We start from the raw sequence: 15,121 nt of genomic DNA, 5'->3' as shown, positions 1-15,121 counted from the left end.
CTTTGGATTTGGTCAGGCTGATGCTAGGCGCATCATCCGGCCACGGCTAACCGGCGTTGTTCAGTGTCGCCCATCGGGCACAGTGGCCATCACGGGCCCCCGCCCCCGATCTCGCGCGATTCGTTACCATATACCCACGAGGGGTATGTAGTCCCTTTCTGGACAAGCACGTCGACAAGGACAGACGGACAACGGGAGGACGCGATGACGACCACCGAGGCGGCCGGCCCCCCGGTCACGGACCATGACCACGGTGTGCACGGCTACCACAAGCAGAAGGACGAGCACCTCAAGCGGCTGCGCCGGATCGAGGGCCAGATCCGCGGGCTGCAGCGGATGGTCGACGAGGACGTCTACTGCATCGACATACTCACCCAGGTCTCCGCGTCCACCAAGGCTCTGCAGTCCTTCGCGCTCCAGCTGCTGGAGGAGCATCTGCGGCACTGCGTTGCCGACGCTGCGGTGAAGGGCGGCGAGGAGATCGACGCAAAGGTCGAGGAGGCGACGAAGGCGATCGCGCGCCTTCTGCGCACCTAGTACATGCACGGGGGCGCGGCGACCGCGTCCCGGCCGCACCCTGTGTTTCCGGTCACGCCTGCCGCGACGGGCCTGAGAGCGCGGACCGCTCGGCCACCACCTTCAGCACCTCGTCGATACGGTCCGGGCTGAGCCGTTCCTCGTCCGCGGCCGACGCCGCGATGATCAACTCACCACACAGCTCGATCTCCGCGAGGGCCACGTGGTCCTGGACGGTCGCAGTATTGGGCGGAGCCACGTGCATTCACCTCTTCCTGCCGGTGTCGACTTCCTAGCGTAGGGAGTGATACACGGACCGCGCATGGCACGTCCGGACCATTTAGGCCCTGATCTTCCCGGCGTAAATGTCCCGTTGGTCGGGGAGACGCACAGCCACCGGCGTCCCGAAGTCGTACAGCAGGGTGGTCGACGCGACGGCGACCGGGCGGCCCTGATTGGTGAAACTGAACCGGTGGCGCACCTTGCGCAGCCGGCCTTGTTCGTCGAGGTACACGTCGAACGGCACGATGTCCTTGGCGAACCCTTTCGCCGCGGCGGCCAGCGAGGCCCGCGCATGGGGTTCGGCCACCCGCGCCGCCTGCGCGATGTCCGTGGTGCCCCGGTAGTGACGCACCTTCGTCCCGGCCAGCTCCTCCTCGCCGACGTACGTCACGTCCCTCGCGCCGCGCAGCAGTTCGGCTGCGGCGAGCGGATCGGTCGCGCCGCCGGTGACCAGGTTGCCGTCCTGGAGGGTGGTCGTGTCGACCCGCACCCACTTGTCGGCCGGTACGCCGGCGCCCCGGTTCTTCATGTACAGCGCCCCGGGCGTCAGCAGCTCGGTGATCGGACGGTGCTCGTCGGCGCCCGCGGGATCCTTGGGCAGTACGACCCTCAGCTCACCGGCCCGTCGCTTGAAGTCGTATCCGCCCTCGCCCCGGATGATCACCCGGGTCCCGCCGGTCGCCATCTCCATGGACGTTCGGGCCTTGGAGCTGCCGGCCCCGGCCAGTACGTCGGCGGCTCTCCGTACGTCGTCGACTCTGCCGCCACCCCGCCGGTCGTCGGCCGCGGCACCGCCGCCGACGGAACACCCGCTGCTCGCCACCGCCCCCAGTACGACGGCCGCGACGGCGAACGCCCCGCCCCTGTGCCTGTGCTGCTGCACCACCATCGCCTGCCAACCCCCAACACGGAACCGCTGCTTGTACGAGGCCCCACCCGTCCCGCATAACGACTGCCCTGGCCCCTCGTCACGCGGGGGTCCGTCCTCGACGCGGCCCCAGTACCGTGGAGTGGTGCTTCAGCAAGACCCCACCGGCGACGCCTCGCCACACCGAGCCACCACCACCGAACGCGGCTCATTCGCCACCGCCCGCTGCACCTGCGGCTGGGCCGGGCCTGCCCGACGCTCCCGCGAACGGGCGCGTACGGATGCCGAGTTGCACACATCGACACCTGCGACGGAACACTGACGCAGCCCTCTGGACCTGCGGCACAGGGAAAACCGCCGCCCAGCCCCGGGAACCCTCCGCCCCCAGGAACCGTCTCGTTCCCCAGGAGGCCCCATGGACCGGCGCGCACTGCTCACCACCGCTGTAGTTCTCACCGCTGCCGCCTGCACAGGCAAGAACGGCAGCGGCGCAACCGCAGCTCCTACCGGCACGCCCGGCGCCGGCCGCTCACCGGGCAGATCCGCGTCCGCCACCACCATCACCACCGCCGCGGCGCCCGACTGGACCGCGCTCGCGCGCGGCCTCGACGGGAAGCTCGTACGCCCCGGTGACGCCGCGTACCGCTCCGCCCGGCAGCTCTACAACACCCGCTTCGACTCGCTGAAGCCCGCCGCCGTCGCCTATGTCGCAGGCGAGGACGACGTCAAGGAGTGCCTGGCCTACGCCAGAGCCCACCGCGTCCCCGTCTCCATCCGGAACGGCGGCCATTCCTATGCGGGCTGGTCCTCCGGCAACGGCCGCCTCGTCATCGATGTGTCCTCGCTGAACCGCGTCGGACAGGACGGCTCCATCGGCGCCGGCGCCAAGCTCATCGACGTCTACGCCGGTCTCGCCCGCAACAACCGCACCATCCCCGCGGGCTCGTGCCCCTCCGTCGGCGTGTCCGGGCTCACCCTCGGCGGCGGCCACGGCGTCACCTCACGCGCGTACGGTCTGACCTGCGACAGCCTCACCGCGGCGACCATCGTCACAGCCGACGGCAAGCAGCTGACCGCGAGCGCCACCGAGAACAAGGACCTCTTCTGGGCGCTGCGCGGCGCCGGCAACGGCAACTTCGGCGTCGTGACCCGGCTCCACTTCCGTACACATCCCACGCCGCCGACCGTCACCGCCTATCTCACCTGGCCCTGGGCGAAGGCTGCGGCCGTCCTCAGCGCCTGGCAGCAGTGGGGCCCGGACCAGCCGGACGAGATATGGTCGTCCGCGCATCTCGCCGCCGGGCCCGGCGGCACGCCGACCCTCTCCATAGCCGCGTTCTCCCTCGGCAGCGAGGGCGACCTCAAGAACGCGCTCGACCGCCTCGCCGACAAGGCCGGCTCGCCCGCCCGCTCGGTCTCGGTGCGCCGCCGCAGCTACCGGGAGGCGATGCTCGGCTACGCGAACTGCACGACGATCACCCAATCGCAGTGCCATCTGCCGGGCACCACCCCGGGCCGTACGCCCCAAGGCGCGCTGCAGCGCGAGACATACGTCGCGGCCTCCGACTTCTTCGACCACAACCTCTCCCCGGCCGGAATGCGCGCACTGATCTCCGCGACCGAGGCGTTCACCCGGATCAAGCCCGGCCAGGGCGGGGGCGGCGGTTCCATCGCGCTCACCGCGCTCGGCGGAGCGGTCAACCGCGTGGACCCCCTGGCGACGTCGTTCGTCCACCGGCGGTCCCGGATGCTCGCGCAGTACATCGGCTCCTGGCGGCCCGGCACCTCGGGCACCGCCCAGCAGGCCTGGCTGAAAAATGCCCATGCGTCGATGCGCCGTTATGCGTCGGGAGCCGCGTACCAGAACTACATCGATCCCACGCTGACCGACTGGCGCCGGGCGTACTACGGGCCTGCCGCGGACCGCCTCGCCCGGCTGAAGAAGCAGTACGACCCGGACAGGGTCTTCAACTTCCCGCAGGCGCTGTAGTACGTACGGGCGGACGCCGGGCCGGGCGTCAGGCCGCCAGATCCTTGTCCCCGGCGCCGGACCCCTCGGTCCTCGGCTCCGGAACGCCGACCGTCTCCGGCAGGTCCGCCGACCCCGCCACCGACCGCCTCGACCGTACGAGCCACGCCACCCGCCCCGACCCGGCGACCGCCGACATGAGCGGTGTCAGCAGCGCCAGCGCGAGCGGCGCGAGCAGCAGCGTCACCGCCGTCCCGAGCGCGAATCCACCGACGACGTCGGTCGGGTAGTGCACGCCCATATAGACCCGGCAGAAGCCCTCAGCCAGGGCGAGACCGATCGCGGCGAGCCCGAACTTCCGGTGCGCGACGAAGAGTCCGGCGCCGAGGGCCATCGCCATCGTCGCGTGGTCGCTCACGAAGGAGTAGTCGGTCTTTCCGGCCACCAGGACTTCAATGCCCTGGTGGTCCAGGAACGGCCGCGGCCGTTCGACGAATCCGCGGATGGGGATGTTGACCAGCAGCGCGAGTCCGGCGGCCAGCGGCGCCCAGACCAGCCCGGCGACCGCCGCGACCGAGTCCTCGGTGGTGCCGCGCCGGCGCACGCTCCACCAGCACCAGAGCACCACCAGCACCATCGCGAGCATGATTCCGTACTCGCCGATGAATTCCATGGTGCGGTCGAGCCACGACGGGGCGTCCTTGGCCAGGCCGTTGATGTCGTAGAGCAGGCTGAGATCGGGGTTCGACCCATCCGACGCGAGTCCAGCCATCTGCTGCGGCCCCTTGCCTTGTCGCCTGCCGCGACGCACCTCCGAGTGCGCCGCATCTGCCAACCCCCGTGGTCAGTGCGGTGTCTGCTCCATGGTCAGTGCGCTGTCCCAGTCAATGGAACGCCCCGCTCCCTGTATACGTTCCACTCTCCACCGAACGATCACCATGACGTTATCGAAGAGTGACACATCGTTGCAGCTCAGAGACGTGGCTCAGCAGAGAGTTCCGGCCACGCCCGACGGCTCGTCAGGCTTCCGGCAACGAGGTCGGCAGCGCCTTCGCGCCGTCCTTGGTGACCCTGGTCGCACCGAAGTAGTCCGGAGTGTCGATCTTGTCGAAGCGGATCACGGCACCGGTGTACGGAGCGTCGATCATGTAGCCGCCGCCGACATAGAGCCCGACGTGCCGGATCGCCCGCGAGTTGGTGAGGTCGTCGGAGAAGAAGACCAGATCGCCGGGGAGCAGCTCGTCCCGCGACGGATGCTCGCCGGCGTTGTACTGGTCGTTCGCGACGCGCGGCAGCTCGATCCCGACGGTCTGGTACGCGGCCTGGGTCAGCCCGGAACAGTCGAAGCGTCCGCCCTGCTCGGGCGTGCCGTTGCCGCCCCACAAGTACTTCGTACCGAGCTTCTGCTGCGCGAAGTAGATCGCCGCGGCCGCCTGCCGCGACGGCTCGACCCGCCCGACAGGCCTGGCAAAGCTCTTCTCCAGAGTGCGGATGACCTTCACATAGTTCTGTGTCTCGCGGTACGGCGGTACGCCTTGGTACTTGATGACGGCGTAGGCGCCGGCGTTGTACGCGGCGAGCATGTTGTCGGTCGCGTTGCCGGGCGCTTTCTTTACATATCCGGCCAGTTCGCAGTCGTACGAGGCAGCGGACGGAATCGCGTCGGCCGGATCCCAGATGTCGCGGTCGCCGTCCTTGTCGCCGTCGACCCCGTGCGCGGCCCAGGTGCCGGGGATGAACTGCGCGATGCCCTGGGCCGCGGCGGGGCTCTGCGCCTTGGGGTTCCAGCCGCTCTCCTGGTAGAGCTGGGCAGCGAGCAAAGCGGGGTTGATGGCCGGGCAGAGGTTGCCCCACTTCTGTACGAGCGGCTGATAGAGCGCGGGCACAGCGCCCTTGGCAAGGCCGACCGCACGCCCGCCGCTTCCGCCCATGAGCCCGGCGGCGGCGGAGTAGGTACCGACGACGAGCAGCGCGACGAAGCTCAGGCACAGCCCGATCCCGATTCCACCGGCCATCCAGACTTTTCGCACGCTCTCAACCCTCCCCCATCCGAGCCGCGTTCCTGCCCGTCACTCGCGAGCCTAGGGTTTGCGTCCCACGCCGCCGAACATGGCGACCTCGTCGGCAGGTACCTCGGGCCGCCAGCGGGAACACGACACCACGCCGGGCTCCAGCATCTCGAGACCGTCGAAGTACCGGGTGAGCTGCTGCGGGGTGCGCTGGGTGAGCCGGGGCGTGCCGTGCTCGTTCCAGAACGCTACGGCGGCGTCCACATCCGGCATCGCCGGGCTGGTGATGGTGTGGGACAGGACGAGATGACTGCCGGCGGGCAATGCGTCCATGAGACGGCGGACGATGCCGTACGACTCCTCGTCGTCCTCAATGAAGATCACGACACCGAGCAGCATCAGCGCGACGGGCCGGGTGAGGTCGAGCGTCCGGGCGGCGCTCTCCAGGATCGTGTCGACATCACGCAGATCGGCGTCGAGATAATCGGTGCGGCCCTCGGGCGTACTGGTGAGCAGGGCGCGGGCGTGCGCGAGGACCAGGGGATCGTTGTCCACGTACACGACGCGCGCCTCGGGCTCGGCGCGCTGGGCCACCTCGTGGGTGTTGTCGGCGCTGGGCAGCCCGGTCCCGATGTCGAGGAACTGCCGGATCCCCACCTCGGCGGCGAGATGATGCACGGCCCGCCCCAGGAACAGCCGGTCCGCGAGGGCGTAGTCGCCGATTCCGGGGTGGAGCGCGCGGATCTGGTCCCCGGCTTCGCGGTCGACGGAGTAGTTGTCCTTGCCGCCGGTCCAGTAGTTCCAGATCCGGGCGGTGTGGGGGCGCGTGGTGTCGATCCTTGCGAGTAAGTGCGCGTTGTCGGTCACACGGTCCAAGATATCCAACTCGGCTTGGAACGGCTGGTGTTGGGTCAGACGGTGCTTCTGTCCAGTGGCGGGCCGATGTCGGACGGGAGCAACGCGGCCAGGGCGAGAACGGCGACAGCGCCCGGATGGGGGCACAATGACACCTATTGCCGGGAGTCACCCTCCGTGATACACAGAGTGACCGTACACGCTCCTCGTACCTTCCCCGGTCCATGCCCGCCGCAGGTCAGGACGGCTGGACCGGTCATACGTGCGGAGATCGGGTAAAGAGACCCGCCAAGTCGGCTTACGGGGGCGGTTTCATCAGCGAAGATAGAACGACGACCCATGCCGAGCGGCAGGGGCACTGAACAACCCAACAGGGGCGGTGAGTTACATGATCCTGGCAGCCGAAAAGGGCGACATCACCACCATCATCGGCGGAATCGCCCCGAACTGGGGGCCTTTCGGGAGCCTGGGTAACGAGGCCAGAGTGATGATCGAGGTCGTGATGGCCGTGGCCATCCTCCTCTGCCTCGGCATCGCGATCTGGGGCGCGGCGAAACAGCGCATCGGAGCGACGGCACTCCGCGACACCTTCAGCGCCGAACAGGGCAAGGGCCTGATCGTCGCCGGTCTGACCGGCGTCTTCATCATCGGGTCGCTGGGGACCTTGTTCACCATCGTGTACGGGATGGCTGTCTGACCCCGCCGGTCCTCTCCGGATGTGCCCGGCCCACCCTTTGAGGTTGCGTTTCCCTGATGTCGAGTCACCACACCACGCCCGCAAGGGAAGCAGCACGACTACCGTCGTACTACGTGTTGGGATGCGCGTCGTACTACGCGGAACTGCGAACGGTTGAGGGGGACTACCCGAGATGAGCCTCGGTGACGAGCAGGGCTACGGCGGCGAGTCGGGCGGCCGTACGGAGGAGAGGTTCGGCGGCTCGGGCCAGACCCGTACGCGCCTGCCGGGCGGTGGCGAAACCGACGTCTACGGCGGCGCGCGCCGACCCGTGCGGAGCTCACGCTCCCTCATCACGGTGGTGGGTGTGGTGGTGCTGCTGATCGCTGCTATCGCGTTCGCGAACCAGGGCGGCGGCGGGGCCGAGGACGACCCGTCCGGGGGCGGCGGCAAGGGTGCGGCCGGGGCTCCGACGGCGGCGACGGGCGTGAAGCCGGTGACGGAGAAGGACGGGGGGATTCCTTCGGGGTACGCGAAGGATGAGCAGGGGGCGCAGAGTGCGGCGGCGAACTATTTGGCCGCGCTGGGCTCTGACGGTATGTACAACAAGGCCCGCCGCGACCAGATCGTCAGCACTGTGTACGCGCCCGAGGTCGCCGCTGCCCGCAAGGGTGACCTGGACAAGGTGTACTCCGGCGAGAAGTTCCTCACCAGCATCGGGCTGAACCCCGATGGCACAGCCCCGGCCGGGATGACGTTCATTACCCGCTTCAACCCGGTGGGATCCAAGGTGGAGAACTTCAACGGTGGCACGGCACGCGTCTCCGTTTGGTACTCGGCGCTCTTCGGGCTGGCCGGTGAGGGCTCCAAGAACCCCGTTTCCGAGAGCTGGTACACGAACATCTTCGAGCTGCAGTGGATCGACGGGGACTGGAAGGTCACTGACTTCACGCAAAAGGACGGCCCCGTACCGGTCGGCCGTGACCAGGCCGCTTCCGGCGCCAAGGAGATGGCCGACGCCGTGCGACAGTTCGGAGGGTTCACGTATGCCCGATAGCCGGCGCCGAGCCCTCTCGATCACCGCCGCAGTCTCCGGTCTCCAGACGGCTGTCGTACTGCTGGCGACCCGCGCTTCCGCAGCCCCGGCGCCGACGCCGACTCCAAGCAAGAGCAACGATCCCTGCGACCTGATTCGCGGCCCCGCACGTGACTACTGCGACAACGGCGCCCCCGGCGGCGCCCCCCGCTCCACCCCCCTCGACCCCGCCAACGCCCTCGACCCCCTCTCCTCCCTCGCCCGCGGCTGCGCCGACGCCGCCGTCTGGACCATCGACCAGCTCTCCAAAGCGGTGAATTCCACCGCCACCGTCGACTTCACCAACTCCGCCTTCCGCGCCCAGTACGCCATCGTCTTCGCCGCTTCCACCATCCTCACCCTCGTCCTCTGGCTCCTCGCCGTCGCCAAGCGCGCCGTCCGCGGTGTCCCCCTCACCACCGCCATCTCCGAAGCCGTCGGCTTCCTCTGGCTCACCGTCCTCGCGTCCGCCTTCACCCCGCTGATCCTCTACACCCTCGTCTCCGCGACCGACGGCGTCACCGAGGTCATCGCAGGCGGCACCAGCGGGCAGACCGATCAGTTCTTCGGGAACTTCTCCGGTGCCCTGAAGAAGGGGACCGACATCGGCGGCGGGCCGATCATGCTGATCGTCGTCTCACTCGTCACGATCCTCGCCGCCGGCGTCCTCTTCCTCGAGCTGTTCATCCGCGCCATCCTTCTCTACGTCGGCGCCCTCCTCGGCGTCGTCGTCTACTCCGGACTCGTCGACAAGAACATGTGGGGACGGGTCCGCCGCTGGGCCGGAATCATGATCGCGATCATCATGGTCAAGCCAGTGATCGCGATCGTCCTGGGTCTCGCGGGCGCGCTCTCCGCCGAGAACGGACCCAACTCGTTCTCCGCCGTCGTCTCCGGCCTCGCGATCATCCTGCTCGCCATCTTCGCCTCCGCGGTGATCTACCGTTTCGTCCCGGGTTTCGGCGACGAGATCGTCGCCTCCCGCAACAACCGCCTGCAGAACGGCGCCGAGAACGCCGCGGCCGCCGTCATCAGCTCGCCCGCCAACCTTGTTTCCCAGGGCATCAAGACCCATAGCAGCCGCGGCAACCAGGGCGGCGGCGACAGCAACAACAGCAGCGCCCCCCGCCCCGCCAACCCCATCAGCGGAGGCGTCGCCGCGCACAGCAGCCGCCCCTCCGGCGGGGGCACCGCAGGCGGCGGATCCGCCGCGCCCCCGCCCCGTAACAGCAGTCCCGGATCAGGCACCCCGCACAGCAACCGCAAGAGCACAGGAGGTGGAGGGCGTTGACCACCCAGTCCCAAGCGATCACGCCCCGCCGTACGTATCTCATCGGCCGTGCCCGGCCGAACGCGATCGTCGGCAAGAACCGCGAGACCGGCGAGATCGCGCTGATCATCGCCGGCGCGTTCCTCGGCATGATGAGCGGGCTGCTGGTCCCCGTCCTGTCCCTGCGGATCGTGCTCCTGATGGGCTTCCCGCTCCTCGCTCTCGCCGCCGTGTACGTGCCGTTCAGGCACCGCACCTTCTACAAGTGGTTCGAGATCAACCGCAGTTACAAGCGCACCCTGCGCAGCGGCACCCTCTACCGCTCCTCCGCCGCCGAGTCCGGTATCCGTCTCGACGGCCGTGAGATCGAGGTCGGCCCGCCCCCGGGCATCGGCAGGATCAACTGGCTCGCCGCGCCCTTCGGCCCGGACGAGATCGCCGTACTGCTGCATGCCGACCGCCGTACCGTCACCGCCGCCATCGAGATCGAGGGCCCCGGCGTCGGACTGCGCGACAGCGAGGACCAGGAGGCGCTCGTCGATCGCTTCGGCACGCTGCTGAAGCATGTGGCCAACGGCGACGGCTTTGTAACGCGCCTTCAGATGCTCGCCCGTACGCTCCCCGCCGACCCCGACGCGCACGCCAAGGACGTTGCCCAGCGCGGCGACCAGCGGACGCCGATGTGGCTGCGCGACTCGTACGACCAGTTGCAGTCGATGGTCTCCACCTCCAGCGAGCAGCACCGCGCGTACCTCGTCGCCTGCATGCACTACACCCGTGAACTGGCCGCCGAGGCCCACACCATGGCCCGTGCCGCCCGACCGCAGTCCGGCCGCAAGCTCGACAAGGACGCGGGCCTCGCCGTCGTCATGGCCCGCGAACTCACCGACATCTGTGCGCGCCTCGCCGAGGCGGACATCCGGGTCCGCCAGCCGCTCGGCCAGGGCCGCCTTGCCTCCCTCGTCCACTCGATGTACGACCCCGACCACCCCATCGACCACATCCAGGCGATGACGAAACGGAACGCCTGGCCGGCCGAGCTGGACGCCATGCAGCCGACGTATCTGCAGGCGAAGACCCGTGAGTCGTCCACCCGCGCGCCCTGGTGCCACTCCACCGCCTGGGTGAAGGAGTGGCCGATGACGCCGGTCGGCGTCAACTTCCTGGCGCCGCTGCTCGTCCACACGCCCGATGTGATCCGTACCGTCGCGGTCTGCATGGACCTGGAGCCGACCGAGGTCGCCATCGAGCGGATGCTCACCGAGAAGACGAACGACGAGGCGGACGCGAGCCGCGCCGCCAAGATGAACCGGACCGTCGACCCGCGCGACATCGCCGCGCACGGACGGCTCGACCAGCGGGGTGAAGATCTGGCGAGCGGTGCGGCAGGGGTCAACCTCGTCGGGTACATCACTGTGTCATCGCGTTCGCCCGAAGCCCTGGCCCGGGACAAGCGCACGATCAGGGCCTCGGCCGGCAAGTCCTATCTGAAGCTGGAGTGGTGCGATCGTGAGCACCACCGGGCTTTTGTGAACACCTTGCCGTTCGCGACCGGCATCCGACGCTGAACGAGAGGGCAGTCCGCCATGCGAGATCCGCTGTCCGTCTTCACGGATGCCTTCACCGCCTTCCTCTTCGGGAAGGTCGAGACGACCCGCCTGCCCGTCCGTACGTCGACGGGGCAGGCGCAGGCCGTCTACCTCCCCACCGCCGCGCCCGGCCTCGGCGACTCGGGCGTGATCATCGGCCGCGAGGTGTACAGCGGCAAGGGCTATATCTACGACCCCTTCCAGCTGTACGGCCAGCAGCTGCCGGCCCCCCACTGGCTGGTGCTCGGCGAGTCCGGCAACGGCAAGTCGGCGCTCGAGAAGACGTACGTACTACGACAGTTGCGGTTCCGCGACCGCCAAGTGGTGGTGCTGGACGCCCAGGGCGAGGACGGGGTGGGCGAGTGGAACCTCGTCGCCCAGGAACTGGGCATCACACCCATCCGGCTGGACCCGATGACAGCGCTGGACGGCGGCATACGGCTCAATCCGCTCGACCCCGCGATCACAACGACGGGACAGCTGGCTCTGCTCCGTACGATCGTCGAGGTCGCCATGGGGCACGGGCTCGACGAGCGGTCGGGCTTCGCGCTGAAGGTGGCGCACGCGTTCGTCAACGAGACGATCGTCGACCGGCAGCCGGTGCTGACCGACATCGTGGACCAGCTTCGGCACCCGGAGGCGGAGTCCGCCGAGTCGATGAACGTCGACCTGGACGACGTACGGGCATGGGGCCTGGATGTCGCCCTCGTCCTGGACCGACTGGTCGACGGTGACCTGCGCGGCATGTTCGACGGGCCGACGACGGTCGGGATCGATCTGGACGCGCCGCTGATCGTCTTCGACCTCTCGCACATCGACCGGAACTCGATCGCGATGCCGATCCTGATGGCGATCGTGGGGGTGTGGCTGGAGCACACCTGGATCCGCCCGGACCGAAAGAAACGCATCTTCCTGGTGGAGGAGGCGTGGCACATCATCAACTCACCCTTTGTGGCCCAGCTCTTCCAGCGCCTGCTGAAGTTCGGCCGCCGACTGGGCCTGTCCTTCGTGGCCGTCGTCCACCATCTCTCGGACGTGGTCGACGGGGCTGCGGCGCGGGAGGCGGCGGCGATCCTGAAGATGGCGTCGACGAGGACGATCTACGCGCAGAAGGCGGACGAGGCACGGGCTACGGGCCGTGTGCTCGGCCTGCCGCGATGGGCGGTGGAAATCATTCCCACGCTCACTCCCGGAATCGCGGTCTGGGACGTCAACGGCAATGTCCAGGTGGTCAAACACCTGGTGACGGAGGCGGAGAGACCACTGGTCTTCACGGACCGGGCGATGACGGAATCCTCGGGGCCTGCGCTGCCCGAGGACGTGGCCGCCGCCGAGTGGGAGGCGGAGCAGCGCGCGGCCCTGATCGAACAGCATCAGCTGGACGAGTCCTCCGAGTCAACGGTGGCATGACATGCGCGACCGCCGTCACTACCAGCACGCTCAGGAGCGGGACGAGCGCGGCATTCCCGACGGCCTGCTGGTGGGCCTGCTCGGCTTTCTGCTCGGGCTGAGCCTGCTGGTCTGGACGGCCACGGGGCTGGCGGGCTTGATCACACACGGCTCGTGGCCGACGGGTGTCACCTACGCCGGTACGCCGCTGGCCATACGTGCGCTGGCGTCCAAGCCGCACGACCTCCAGGCCGCATGGCCGGACACTCCGCCGGCGGAGCTGTCGGGGTACGGGCTGTTCTGGGGCCTGGCCATAGGCGAGTTGATGGTGCTGGTGGTAGTGACGGTGTTCGTCCTCGGCACGGTCGCCCGCTGGCACGTGGGCCGCGCGGGCCGCGTCTCCGACGCTCCCTCGCCCCGGACCGCCCCCGCCGCGAAGACGGAGGACGGGGACCCGACGGGCTCCTCGACCGCGGGCTCCTCGACCGCGGGCGCGCACACGGGAAGCCCGGATCCGACGAAGCCGGCTGACGGCCGCCCCGGGCAGCCGCGGGATGCCGGCCAGGGAGCAAGCGGCTGGGACCCCCGCGCCGCATCCGGCCCCGGCACCCCCTCGCCAGGAGCACCCACAGGCCCGTACGCCGGGGCCACAAACCCCGACCCCCCTATGGAGCAAGGCGCGGGCGGATGGGCCGGCAGCTCCGGCGCCCACGGCTCCGGCGTTCCCACAGGCCCGTACGCCGCAGCCGCAAGCCAAGACGCGCACGCGTACCCGGGAACCGGGCACCAGCCCGGCGAGCCCAGCTACCCATCAGCCGCCGCCCCGGGCGACGGCGCAGCGGCGAGCCCGCACCCGGCCCACCCCTCGGCGAGCCGGGGCGCCGCCGCGAGCCCGCACACCCGGCCTGCGGGCGCCAACCCCCTTATGGCGCAAGGCACGGGCGGATGGGACCCGCACACCGCCGTGCCCGCACCCCGCACCCCCCGCATCCTCTACGGCGACCCCGCCACCCGCAGGCCCGTCACCGTTCAGGCCGTCCTCGACGCCGAAGGGCCGGCGCTCGTCGTCACCTCCGATCCCACCGTGTGGGCCGAGACCAAGGGCGCGCGGGCCAAGCTCGGCCCTGTCCTCGTCTACGACCCCGGGCATCTCTGCGACACCCCCGCCCGCCTCCACTGGTCGCCCACCGCGCACTGCGAGGACGCCGACACCGCCGCCGCCCGCGCCGTCGCCCTCCTCGCGCCCATAAGGCCCCGCGCCCTCCTCGACGCCGCCATGGCCGACACCGCGGAGACGCTCCTGCGCTGCTGGCTGCATGCCGCCGCGGTGGACGGACGCCCGTTCAAGCAACTCCACCGCTGGGCACAGGGCGGCAGCGCCCAGGACGCCGTACGTATCCTCCGTACGCACCCCAAGGCCACCGCCGGACTCGCCGGGCTGCTCGAGTCCGCGCTCACCGGACATCCCGAACGCCGGGAGATCGCCCAGCAGTTGGTGGTGCGCGCCCTCTCCGTGCTCTCCTCGATCCACATCCGTGAGGCTTGCAGCCCGAACCGAACCGATTCCCTCACCTTGGAATCATTCATAAATGAAGGGGGAACCCTTTATGTGGTGGGTGAACCGATCGAGGACCCCAGAACCCACCCCGGCGCAATGCCTCTGCTCACCGCACTCGCCTCAGACGTGGTCGAGCACGGCCGCCGCATGGCCGCACGGTCATCCGACGGCCGGCTCGACCCACCAATGACGCTCGTCCTGGACGACGTCGCGGCCGTGGCTCCCCTTCCCAGCCTTCCGGAGCTGCTGGCAACCGGTCAGGACCAGGGACTGCCGACCCTGGTCCTGCTCCGTTCCGCCGAACAGGCGCGCGCCCGCTGGCCCGAGCCGCTCACCCAGTAAGCCGAGCAGCCGGCCGCGGGAGCTGACGCTTGACCTCGAGCTCCACGTCCCGTGCCGTGGAATCCCCCGGCACGGGTACGGAGTCCCCGCTCGCCACAAACCCGATGCGCCGGTAGAACGCCTCGGCACGCGCATTGCGCTCGTCCACATACAGCCGCACCCGCTCCACAGGCGGCCCCGCCAGCGACCAGGACCACTCCAGAGCCGCCTCGAACAGCGCCTCCGCAAGCCCCGCACCACGCACCTCCGGCCGTACGAACACCCCGACCACATGCGTCTGGTCGGTCTTTGCCGCCTCCCCGAACCGCACCTCTCCGGCCGGCCGCTCGACGAGGACTGTGAGTGTGCCGACCCACCGCCCGTCCGCCAGCTCAGCGATGAACTGGCGCGCGACGACCCCCTCCGCCGCCGCGGAGGTTCGGTCCTGCCAGAAGCCGTCGGGTCGCTCCAGGGCCTGCTCGTACGTCTCCAGAAAGGCGAGGGGCGCGACCGGGTCCTGCAGAGCGGCAAGCCGGATCTCCCTGGCCTTCGCCCACTCCTCGGCGCCCACCGCACGGATGACATAGTCGATCTGATCCATCTGCCGATACTGACCGGGCCCGGGCGCTTGAGCAAGCAATGGGTCATGAACGCAGAAAAGCCCCGCACCATGACGGTGCGGGGCTTTCCCACAATGATTGTTCGGCGGCGTCCTACTCTCCCACAGGGTCCCCCCTGCAGTAC

The 15,121-nt window shown here is 69.4% G+C and carries 14 protein-coding genes; 8 read left to right on the top strand and 6 right to left on the bottom strand.

Annotated elements, in window-relative coordinates:
• The first annotated feature begins 204 nt into the window (after nt 1-204).
• On the top strand, nt 205-537 hold the full coding sequence (locus AB0D12_RS38480; RefSeq protein ID WP_251017580.1) for a metal-sensitive transcriptional regulator: 333 nt from the start codon (nt 205-207) through the stop codon (nt 535-537).
• 52 nt (nt 538-589) lie between these two features.
• Here AB0D12_RS38480 and AB0D12_RS38475 read toward each other — a convergent pair whose 3' ends face one another.
• Both AB0D12_RS38475 and AB0D12_RS38470 read right to left on the bottom strand, forming a co-directional pair.
• On the bottom strand, nt 590-781 hold the full coding sequence (locus tag AB0D12_RS38475) for a hypothetical protein (protein WP_362693933.1): 192 nt from the start codon (nt 779-781) through the stop codon (nt 590-592).
• A 75-nt stretch (nt 782-856) separates the two neighbouring features.
• Nucleotides 857-1,687 (bottom strand): hypothetical protein, encoded by an 831-nt coding sequence (locus AB0D12_RS38470; protein WP_362693931.1) that lies wholly within the window; start codon nt 1,685-1,687, stop codon nt 857-859.
• 394 nt (nt 1,688-2,081) lie between these two features.
• Between AB0D12_RS38470 and AB0D12_RS38465 the strand changes: the two genes are divergently transcribed.
• Nucleotides 2,082-3,656 carry an FAD-binding oxidoreductase gene (locus tag AB0D12_RS38465; RefSeq protein ID WP_362693928.1) on the top strand — a complete coding sequence of 525 codons (1,575 nt, stop codon included), beginning with the start codon at nt 2,082-2,084 and terminating at the stop codon, nt 3,654-3,656.
• 28 nt (nt 3,657-3,684) lie between these two features.
• Here the strand turns inward: AB0D12_RS38465 and AB0D12_RS38460 are convergent, their stop codons facing one another.
• The 3 genes from AB0D12_RS38460 to AB0D12_RS38450 all read right to left on the bottom strand — a co-directional run bounded on the left by AB0D12_RS38460 (nt 3,685) and on the right by AB0D12_RS38450 (nt 6,511).
• Nucleotides 3,685-4,407: a phosphatase PAP2 family protein gene (locus AB0D12_RS38460; RefSeq protein WP_362693925.1), complete on the bottom strand. Its 723-nt coding sequence runs from the start codon at nt 4,405-4,407 to the stop codon at nt 3,685-3,687.
• 247 nt (nt 4,408-4,654) lie between these two features.
• Nucleotides 4,655-5,650, bottom strand: a complete 996-nt coding sequence (locus tag AB0D12_RS38455; RefSeq protein ID WP_362693970.1) for a bifunctional lytic transglycosylase/C40 family peptidase — start codon at nt 5,648-5,650, stop codon at nt 4,655-4,657.
• 66 nt (nt 5,651-5,716) lie between these two features.
• Nucleotides 5,717-6,511, bottom strand: a complete 795-nt coding sequence (locus AB0D12_RS38450; RefSeq protein ID WP_362693921.1) for an SAM-dependent methyltransferase — start codon at nt 6,509-6,511, stop codon at nt 5,717-5,719.
• A 376-nt stretch (nt 6,512-6,887) separates the two neighbouring features.
• Between AB0D12_RS38450 and AB0D12_RS38445 the strand changes: the two genes are divergently transcribed.
• The 6 genes from AB0D12_RS38445 to AB0D12_RS38420 all read left to right on the top strand — a co-directional run bounded on the left by AB0D12_RS38445 (nt 6,888) and on the right by AB0D12_RS38420 (nt 14,398).
• A complete protein-coding gene (locus AB0D12_RS38445; protein ID WP_142217964.1) occupies nt 6,888-7,196 on the top strand; it encodes a hypothetical protein in 309 nt (102 codons plus the stop codon).
• 172 nt (nt 7,197-7,368) lie between these two features.
• On the top strand, nt 7,369-8,232 hold the full coding sequence (locus tag AB0D12_RS38440; protein WP_362693918.1) for a hypothetical protein: 864 nt from the start codon (nt 7,369-7,371) through the stop codon (nt 8,230-8,232).
• Nucleotides 8,222-9,541, top strand: coding sequence for a hypothetical protein (locus AB0D12_RS38435; RefSeq protein WP_362693915.1), 1,320 nt, complete (start codon nt 8,222-8,224; stop codon nt 9,539-9,541). Before AB0D12_RS38440 ends, AB0D12_RS38435 begins: the two co-directional genes overlap by 11 nt.
• A complete protein-coding gene (locus AB0D12_RS38430) occupies nt 9,538-11,088 on the top strand; it encodes an SCO6880 family protein (RefSeq protein WP_362693912.1) in 1,551 nt (516 codons plus the stop codon). The genes AB0D12_RS38435 and AB0D12_RS38430 overlap by 4 nt, the downstream gene beginning before the upstream one ends.
• An 18-nt stretch (nt 11,089-11,106) precedes the next feature.
• On the top strand, nt 11,107-12,519 hold the full coding sequence (locus tag AB0D12_RS38425) for an ATP-binding protein (RefSeq protein WP_362693909.1): 1,413 nt from the start codon (nt 11,107-11,109) through the stop codon (nt 12,517-12,519).
• A gap of 1 nt (nt 12,520) precedes the next feature.
• Nucleotides 12,521-14,398, top strand: coding sequence for a type VI secretion protein (locus AB0D12_RS38420; protein ID WP_362693907.1), 1,878 nt, complete (start codon nt 12,521-12,523; stop codon nt 14,396-14,398).
• Here AB0D12_RS38420 and AB0D12_RS38415 read toward each other — a convergent pair.
• Nucleotides 14,388-14,969 carry a GNAT family N-acetyltransferase gene (locus AB0D12_RS38415; protein ID WP_362693967.1) on the bottom strand — a complete coding sequence of 194 codons (582 nt, stop codon included), beginning with the start codon at nt 14,967-14,969 and terminating at the stop codon, nt 14,388-14,390. The two genes, AB0D12_RS38420 and AB0D12_RS38415, sit on opposite strands and share 11 nt — an antisense overlap.
• Nucleotides 14,970-15,121 lie beyond the last annotated feature (152 nt).

Origin of the sequence: Streptomyces sp. NPDC048479 (genome assembly GCF_040651435.1) — a bacterium.
In the GTDB taxonomy this organism is placed as follows: domain Bacteria; phylum Actinomycetota; class Actinomycetes; order Streptomycetales; family Streptomycetaceae; genus Streptomyces.
This window is presented reverse-complemented; position numbering and strand designations above follow the sequence as displayed.

Bases quoted from the DNA above. Each gene is read 5' to 3' on its own strand.
- AB0D12_RS38440 (WP_362693918.1), top strand. From the start codon at position 7,369: ATGAGCCTCGGTGACGAGCAGGGCTACGGCGGCGAGTCGGGCGGCCGT.
- AB0D12_RS38420 (WP_362693907.1), top strand. From the start codon at position 12,521: ATGCGCGACCGCCGTCACTACCAGCACGCTCAGGAGCGGGACGAGCGC.
- AB0D12_RS38445 (WP_142217964.1), top strand. From the start codon at position 6,888: ATGATCCTGGCAGCCGAAAAGGGCGACATCACCACCATCATCGGCGGA.
- AB0D12_RS38435 (WP_362693915.1), top strand. From the start codon at position 8,222: ATGCCCGATAGCCGGCGCCGAGCCCTCTCGATCACCGCCGCAGTCTCC.
- AB0D12_RS38455 (WP_362693970.1), bottom strand. From the start codon at position 5,650: ATGGCCGGTGGAATCGGGATCGGGCTGTGCCTGAGCTTCGTCGCGCTG.
- AB0D12_RS38460 (WP_362693925.1), bottom strand. From the start codon at position 4,407: ATGGCTGGACTCGCGTCGGATGGGTCGAACCCCGATCTCAGCCTGCTC.
- AB0D12_RS38425 (WP_362693909.1), top strand. From the start codon at position 11,107: ATGCGAGATCCGCTGTCCGTCTTCACGGATGCCTTCACCGCCTTCCTC.
- AB0D12_RS38465 (WP_362693928.1), top strand. From the start codon at position 2,082: ATGGACCGGCGCGCACTGCTCACCACCGCTGTAGTTCTCACCGCTGCC.
- AB0D12_RS38480 (WP_251017580.1), top strand. From the start codon at position 205: ATGACGACCACCGAGGCGGCCGGCCCCCCGGTCACGGACCATGACCAC.
- AB0D12_RS38470 (WP_362693931.1), bottom strand. From the start codon at position 1,687: ATGGTGGTGCAGCAGCACAGGCACAGGGGCGGGGCGTTCGCCGTCGCG.
- AB0D12_RS38475 (WP_362693933.1), bottom strand. From the start codon at position 781: ATGCACGTGGCTCCGCCCAATACTGCGACCGTCCAGGACCACGTGGCC.